Source organism: Rhodoferax sp. (assembly GCF_037143375.1).
GTDB lineage: Bacteria > Pseudomonadota > Gammaproteobacteria > Burkholderiales > Burkholderiaceae_C > Rhodoferax.
The window spans coordinates 1-6,325 of the sequence record NZ_JBAWYV010000161.1 but is presented as its reverse complement, the minus strand read 5'-3'; the positions used below and the strand labels follow the sequence as shown (position 1 = coordinate 6,325).

At 59.8% G+C, this 6,325-nt stretch carries 6 protein-coding genes; 3 read left to right on the top strand and 3 right to left on the bottom strand.

The annotated features are described in order from the left end of the window. The coding region (gene ileS, locus WCG50_RS16380) for an isoleucine--tRNA ligase (RefSeq protein ID WP_336900666.1) at positions 1-1,904 on the bottom strand (1,904 nt) is incomplete at its 3' end. Then, positions 1,897-2,880 (bottom strand): bifunctional riboflavin kinase/FAD synthetase, encoded by a 984-nt coding sequence (locus tag WCG50_RS16375; RefSeq protein ID WP_336900665.1) that lies wholly within the window; start codon positions 2,878-2,880, stop codon positions 1,897-1,899. The genes WCG50_RS16375 and ileS, both read right to left, overlap by 8 nt. Positions 2,881-3,100: 220 nt before the next feature. On the opposite strand from WCG50_RS16375, the gene WCG50_RS16370 reads away from it, so the two are divergent. Both WCG50_RS16370 and WCG50_RS16365 read left to right on the top strand, forming a co-directional pair. Next, complete coding sequence (locus tag WCG50_RS16370) at positions 3,101-3,658, top strand: HNH endonuclease (protein ID WP_336900664.1); 558 nt, start codon at positions 3,101-3,103, stop codon at positions 3,656-3,658. 77 nt (positions 3,659-3,735) lie between these two features. Further along, the gene (locus WCG50_RS16365) at positions 3,736-4,632 is read left to right on the top strand and encodes a DNA ligase (RefSeq protein ID WP_336900663.1); all 897 of its coding nucleotides are present in this window, start codon (positions 3,736-3,738) and stop codon (positions 4,630-4,632) included. A gap of 37 nt (positions 4,633-4,669) precedes the next feature. Here WCG50_RS16365 and WCG50_RS16360 read toward each other — a convergent pair whose 3' ends face one another. Further along, the gene (locus WCG50_RS16360; RefSeq protein WP_336900662.1) at positions 4,670-5,341 is read right to left on the bottom strand and encodes a YceH family protein; all 672 of its coding nucleotides are present in this window, start codon (positions 5,339-5,341) and stop codon (positions 4,670-4,672) included. A gap of 36 nt (positions 5,342-5,377) precedes the next feature. On the opposite strand from WCG50_RS16360, the gene purN reads away from it, so the two are divergent. Beyond that, positions 5,378-5,968 carry a phosphoribosylglycinamide formyltransferase gene (purN, locus tag WCG50_RS16355; protein ID WP_336900661.1) on the top strand — a complete coding sequence of 197 codons (591 nt, stop codon included), beginning with the start codon at positions 5,378-5,380 and terminating at the stop codon, positions 5,966-5,968. The last annotated feature ends 357 nt before the right edge of the window (positions 5,969-6,325 follow it).

Below are 6,325 nucleotides of genomic sequence, written 5' to 3'. Positions count from 1 at the left end.
TTGTGGCCCTTGCTGTCCACCGTAAAACCGTGGGTCAGGATGCCTTTGTAGGGCGGGCGGCCATACATGGCGCACGCCGTTAACAGCGAGGAGTGGAACCAGCCGCGGTGTTGGTCATGGCCTTCGAGGTACAGGTCGGCTTCGGGGCCGCTTGCATGACCGGCACCGGCGTGCGAGCCTTTGAGCACGGTGGTGTGGGTGGTGCCGGAGTCAAACCAGACTTCGAGAATGTCGGTGCTCTTGGAATAGTGTTCGACATCTGCCTCGCCCAGAATTTCTTCGGTCGTGACCTTGCTCCAGGCTTCCACGCCGCCTTGCTCGATCATGTCGGCGGCAATGTCCAGAATCTCCATCGTGCGCGGGTGCAGTTCGCCACTGTCTTTGTGCAAAAAGAAGGGCAGCGGCACGCCCCAGCTGCGCTGGCGGCTGATGCACCAGTCGGGCCGGCCGGCAATCATGTCGCGCAGGCGGGTTTTGCCATTTTCGGGATAAAACGCGGTGTCTTCGATGGCGTCAAGAGCCAGTTGACGCAGCGATTTGGGCGCCTTGTCTTTGGTGAAAACGCCCACGCCGTCGTCCATCCGGATGAACCACTGGGCTGCCGCGCGGTAGATCACTGGCGTTTTGTGGCGCCAGCAATGCGGGTAGCTGTGCACGATGTCGGTGGTGCAAAACAGGCGACCGGCTTCGCGCAGCGCATCAATGATGACCGGGCAGGCTTTCCAGATGTGCTGGCCGCCAAACAGGGGCAACTCGGGCTCGTAAGCGCCGTTGCCTTGCACCGGGTTCAAAATATCGTCGTATTTCATGCCATGCGCGACGCAGGAGTTGAAATCTTCTACGCCATAAGCAGGCGCCGAGTGAACGATGCCGGTGCCGTCGTCGGCCGTGGCGTAGTCGGCCAAGTAGATTGGGCTCAGGCGGTCGTAACCGGCGTCAACGTGGGCAAACGGGTGCTTGAAGTTCAGGCCCGCGAGGTTTTTGCCTTGCGTAGTGGCAACGATGGTGCCCGTGAGTTGGTAACGCTCCAGACATTTCTCGACCAGGCTCTCGGCCAGCATCAGCAAACCACGCTCGGTGTCGACCAAGGCGTAGATCAGTTCCGGGTTCAGGTTGAGCGCCTGATTGGCCGGAATGGTCCAGGCGGTGGTGGTCCAGATCACGGCGAAGGCGTCTTTGCTGAGCGCTTCCAGGCCAAAGGCGGCAGCCAGTTTGGCAGGCTCGGCGCTCAAAAACGCCACATCCAGCGTTTGAGATTTCTTGTCGGCGTATTCAATCTCAAACTCGGCCAGGGACGAGCCGCAGTCAAAACACCAGTACACCGGCTTCAAGCCACGGTACACAAAGCCGCGTTCCACCACCTTTTTGAATGCGCGCAGTTCTTCGGCCTCGTTCTTGAAATCCATGGTGCGATACGGGCGGTCCCACTCGGCCAGCACGCCCAGGCGCTTGAAGTCCACGCGTTGCAGGTCGATCTGCTCGGTGGCAAAGGCGCGGCTCTTGGCTTGCATGTCGTCTCTAGCCAGTTTTCGGCCAAACTTTTTCTCGATCGCGTTCTCGATGGGCAGACCGTGGCAATCCCAACCGGGAATGTAGGCGGCGTCCATGCCTTTGAGCTGACGCGCCTTGACGATCATGTCTTTCAGAATCTTGTTGACCGCGTGGCCCATGTGAATCTGGCCATTGGCATACGGTGGGCCGTCGTGCAGCACAAACTTGGGGGCACCCGCGCGGGCCGCCCGCAGTTTTTGGTACAGCCCCTGGTCTTCCCAGTTTTTGACCCAGCCCGGCTCGCGCTTGGGCAGGTCGCCGCGCATCGGAAACGGCGTATCTGGCAGGTTGAGTGTGGCGCGGTAGTCGGTCTTGGCGGCGGATTCTGGAGCAGGCGAGGGTGTATTAGTCATGGTGGCGCTGAGTGGCAAAGTAGGTACGAGCATCGAGGCAATCCTGGTTGATGCCTGCGGTGAGGGCGGCAAGCGAGTCGTACTTCAGTTCGTCGTGCAGTTTGTGGAGGAGTTCAACCCGGATAATTTTACCGTAGGCACCCTCTGCACCGAGGCTGGTGGGCCAGTCCAGGCAATGGGTTTCGAGCAGCACACGGCCGCCGTTCACGTCATCGGGGTCCAGTGACGGGCGAACGCCAATATTGGCAACACCGGCCAATGGGGTCGGAGTCAGTCCATGCACCAGCACCACAAAGATGCCGCTGGCAGCTGGTTTCCAGTGGGCAAAGCGCAGGTTCAGGGTTCTGAACCCCAGTTCGCGACCTAGTTTGCGGCCATGCACCACATGGCCTGAGATGCGGTAGGGGCGCCCCAGCAGTCGGGTGACATCGTCCATGCGACCTTGGCCGAGGGCATCGCGCACCGCTGAACTCGATACCCGCAGCCGGTGTACCTCGTAGCTGTTCATTCGCGCCACATCGAATCCTTGTGCAACACCTGCCACATCGAGCAGGGTGTAGTCGCCCGCACGTTTGGCGCCAAACCGGAAATCATCACCAACCAAAACATATTTGGCGCCCAGGCCTTTCACCAGCACCTCGTCAATAAATGCTTGGGGCGAAAGTGAGGCCAGGCGTGCATCAAAGGGCAGCACCACGGTCTGGTCGATGCCGCTTTGGGCCAGGTCGGTGAGCTTGTCGCGCAGGGTGCCGATGCGGGCCGGGGCCAATTCGGGTCGGTGGCTGGCGGCGGCAAAGTAGTCACGCGGGTGCGGTTCAAAGGTCATGGCGCAGCTGTGAATGCCGCGCTGCTGGGCCTCGCCGCGCAGCAGCGCCAGCATGGCTTGGTGGCCCCGGTGTACGCCGTCAAAGTTGCCAATGGTCAACGCGCAGGAACGGGCGATGCCAGGATGGTTAAAGCCGCGAAAAACCTTCATGGAATGGGTATCTTTTTGATGGCCGTCAGCGCAGTGATTGAAAGCGCGTTTAGCCGTAGTGTCATAAAAACAAGTTATATTGTCTCTTAGCACTGGGGTTCGTCTTTTTGAGCCCGGTTGCTGGGTTCATTGCATTTCTGTCTGATCGGTTGAGGACGCGGCCCGCTTCGCATCGTGGCGCTCTGTCCCGCAATAGTTCAGACAATTCAGGAGGTGTGTTTTGAAGGTCTTGAAACTGTCAGCCCAAGGGTTGCCCCAATCGTGGATTTCGCTGGAGCAAGCGGTGATCTATTACGCTGCCAATGAGGTTCGCTGGGAGATGGGCGCGCAGGTGGCAGTTTTCCATGGCGGCCACAACGCGCTCACTGGCAAACAGTCGATCATCACCGTCAACAGCATCATTGGCACCCGGGGCGTGCCCAATATCAACCCTTTTCATCTGAAGCCGGGTTTGACGAACGGCAAACTGTTTGCCCGCGATCGTAATATTTGTGCCTACTGCGGTGGTCATTTCCATGAAGAAGACCTGACGCGCGAACACATCATTCCCTTTGCGCAAAATGGGATTGATGTCTGGATGAACGTGGTCACCGCGTGCCGCCCGTGCAACCACCGTAAAAGCCACCGCACCCCTGAGCAGGCCCACATGCCGCTGCTCTACACGCCTTATATCCCCAGCCTGTGGGAAGATTTCATCCTGCGCAATCGCCGGATCCTTGCGGATCAGATGGAATTTTTGATGGCCCATGTGCCCAAATCGTCGCGCCTGATTGCCTGAAGCTGCGCTGGCTCATACAGGCGCATGCGCCTGCGTCGTACACTTTCCCCGACATGGTTTCAGGGATACATCCAACAATGACACAACGATCCGTCAGTCGCCAGGCCACGCTCCTGGCGCTGCTTCTGGGCACCACTTTCTTTCCTTTGGCTTCAACGGCGGCCAGCAAGCATGGCACCACCGCCCAAGCTGCTACGCTGGCGACACCGGCGCTCATGCTGGCCAAAAACTGGCAAGTCGGCTTGGACCCGCTGGGTTACCTGGTGAGCGAAAAACTTGATGGGGTACGTGCTTTTTGGGATGGCCACACGCTGCGTTTCCGCAGTGGCCGGCGCATTGCCGCACCGCCCTGGTTTACGGCCGCTTTGCCCTCAACGCCGCTGGATGGGGAGCTGTGGTTGGGGCGGCGCAATTTCGATGCCCTCTCTGCCAGCGTGCGTCGCAGCGTGCCGATCGACGCCGAATGGCGCGAACTGCGCTACATGATTTTTGATTTACCCGGTCAACCCGGCCGCTTTGACGAACGCGCGGCGCGGATTGCTTCCTTGCTTGAAAAGACGGGCGTGCCCTGGTTGCAGCCAATTGAACAGTTGCGTGTGCCGGACCGCGATACCCTGCAAACCCAGCTGCAAGCGCTGGCCGATGAGGGTGGCGAAGGCTTCGTGCTGCACCGCGCCGATGCGGAGTGGAAACCCGGTCGCAGCGATGCCTTGCGCAAGCTCAAACCCATGCCGGACGAAGACGCCAAGGTAGTGGCCTATGTGCCAGGCAAGGGCAAAAACAAGGGCCGCCTGGGCGCGCTGGTGCTGGAAATGCCCAATGGTCAGCGTTTCTCTCTGGGCACCGGTTTCACGGACGCCGAACGCGCGGCACCACCCAAACTGGGGTCAACCGTGACCTACCGCTACCGCGACCGCACGCCTAACGGCCTGCCCCGGTTTGCGAGCTTTTTGCGGGTGCACGAAGCCGAGTAGGTCGATTGCGTAGTGCCACATCGGCACTTGTTCAGTCCTACTCAGGCAGTGAAATGCCCAGTTCAGCACAGAGTTTTTGCACGGTTTCGCGCAATTGAGAAACCTCCGCTTCAAGCCGTTCGAGGCGCTCCGAGGTGTTGCTGGAGGTGCCGTCGTTGCTGCGACTGACCCCGGTTTGGGTTGCGTCTACCGGTCCGCACAGCAAGTGAGCCCAGCGTTGCTCGCGGGCGCCCGGTGCGCGGGCCATTTTGACCACCAGCGGGCCACCTTTTTCTGCTGAGCGGTCTTGCAACTCTTCCAGAAAACCTTCGACCGACGAGATGTCGGCGAACTTGTACCAGCGCTCGGTGTTGAGCCGCAATTCGCCCGCCGTTTGGGGGCCACGCAACATCAGCAGGCCCAGCAACACGGCGGATTGCTCAAAGACGCCGATGCCACGCTGAAAATTGTGCTCGTACCGCGTGGTGCGGCTGCCGCTACTTTCGCGCACCAGCCCCAGGGATTTCAGGTTGTCCAGGGCGGTGGCAATTTGGGCCTCGCTCAACTCCATCAGCGGGTCGCGGGTGGTTTTCTGGTTGCAGCCGATCAGCAGCGTGTTGAGCGTGAGCGGGTAGCTGTCGGGCACGGTGCGGGCTTTTTCCATCAAGGTGCCAAGCACGCGGGCCTCGATCGGGGTGAGGGTCGGAGAGGGGGTGGGGGCAAGAGTCATGGGAAAAGTGCTCAGAGTGATAATTAAGGCTAACCTATGAAAAACATCGTTATTTTGATCTCAGGCGGCGGCTCCAACATGGCCGCCATCGTAAAAACTGCCAAACGTGAAGCTTGGCACGACAAGTATGGGGCCCGCGTGGCTGCGGTGATCAGCAACAAGGCCGCGGCCGGTGGGCTGGTTTTTGCGCAGGAGCAGGGCTTGGCCACCGAGGTGCTGGACCACAAAACCTTTGCCTCGCGCGAGGCATTTGATGCGGCGTTAAGTGCTGTGATTGATCGTTTTGAGGTGCCGGGCAATCCCGCGCTGGTGGTGCTGGCCGGCTTTATGCGCATCCTGACGCCAGGTTTTGTGGCGCGTTACGAGGGCCGCTTGCTGAATATTCACCCGTCGCTGTTGCCTGCATTCCCCGGTTTGCACACGCACCAGCGCGCGCTGGATGCCGGTTGCAAGGTAGCCGGTGTCACCGTGCACCAGGTGACCGCTGACCTGGACCACGGTCCGATCCTCGCGCAAGCCGTGGTGCCTATCTTGCCCAACGACACCGCTGACACCATCGCCGCCCGGGTGCTGACCCAGGAACACCTGATCTACCCCCGGGCGATTGCTGAGTTGCTATACAAATAGTAGCTTCTTGCGCAGGTACGACGGGGGCTAGAGGTCGATTTGGTATAAATTTTATCTTTGAGATGCGGCGCTTTTGGTGAGCTCTGATCTTCAAAATGAAGGATCTCTATTCACGTATGGGTGACGTGAATAATGCAGAAGAAAATCAATTGACCTGATTTCAAGGTGGGCCATGACAAAACAGGACTCAGGACGGTGCGGCACTCAGCGCCGTTCGTGTCCCCCGGCCTGCGGCCTCCGCCTTGACCTCACTGCGCTGAATGCCGCACCGTCCTGAGTCCAAAGGCATCGAGTCATCGCGGGCCAACACGGCTGGCAGACGATGTCAACGGGGTAGAGGGTGCAGCGAAGTCAAGG

What these genes read in the sequence shown, in the direction of transcription:
- WCG50_RS16375 (WP_336900665.1), bottom strand. Translation starts at nt 2,880, where the DNA reads ATGAAGGTTTTTCGCGGCTTTAACCATCCTGGCATCGCCCGTTCCTGC.
- WCG50_RS16365 (WP_336900663.1), top strand. Translation starts at nt 3,736, where the DNA reads ATGACACAACGATCCGTCAGTCGCCAGGCCACGCTCCTGGCGCTGCTT.
- WCG50_RS16360 (WP_336900662.1), bottom strand. Translation starts at nt 5,341, where the DNA reads ATGACTCTTGCCCCCACCCCCTCTCCGACCCTCACCCCGATCGAGGCC.
- purN (WP_336900661.1), top strand. Translation starts at nt 5,378, where the DNA reads ATGAAAAACATCGTTATTTTGATCTCAGGCGGCGGCTCCAACATGGCC.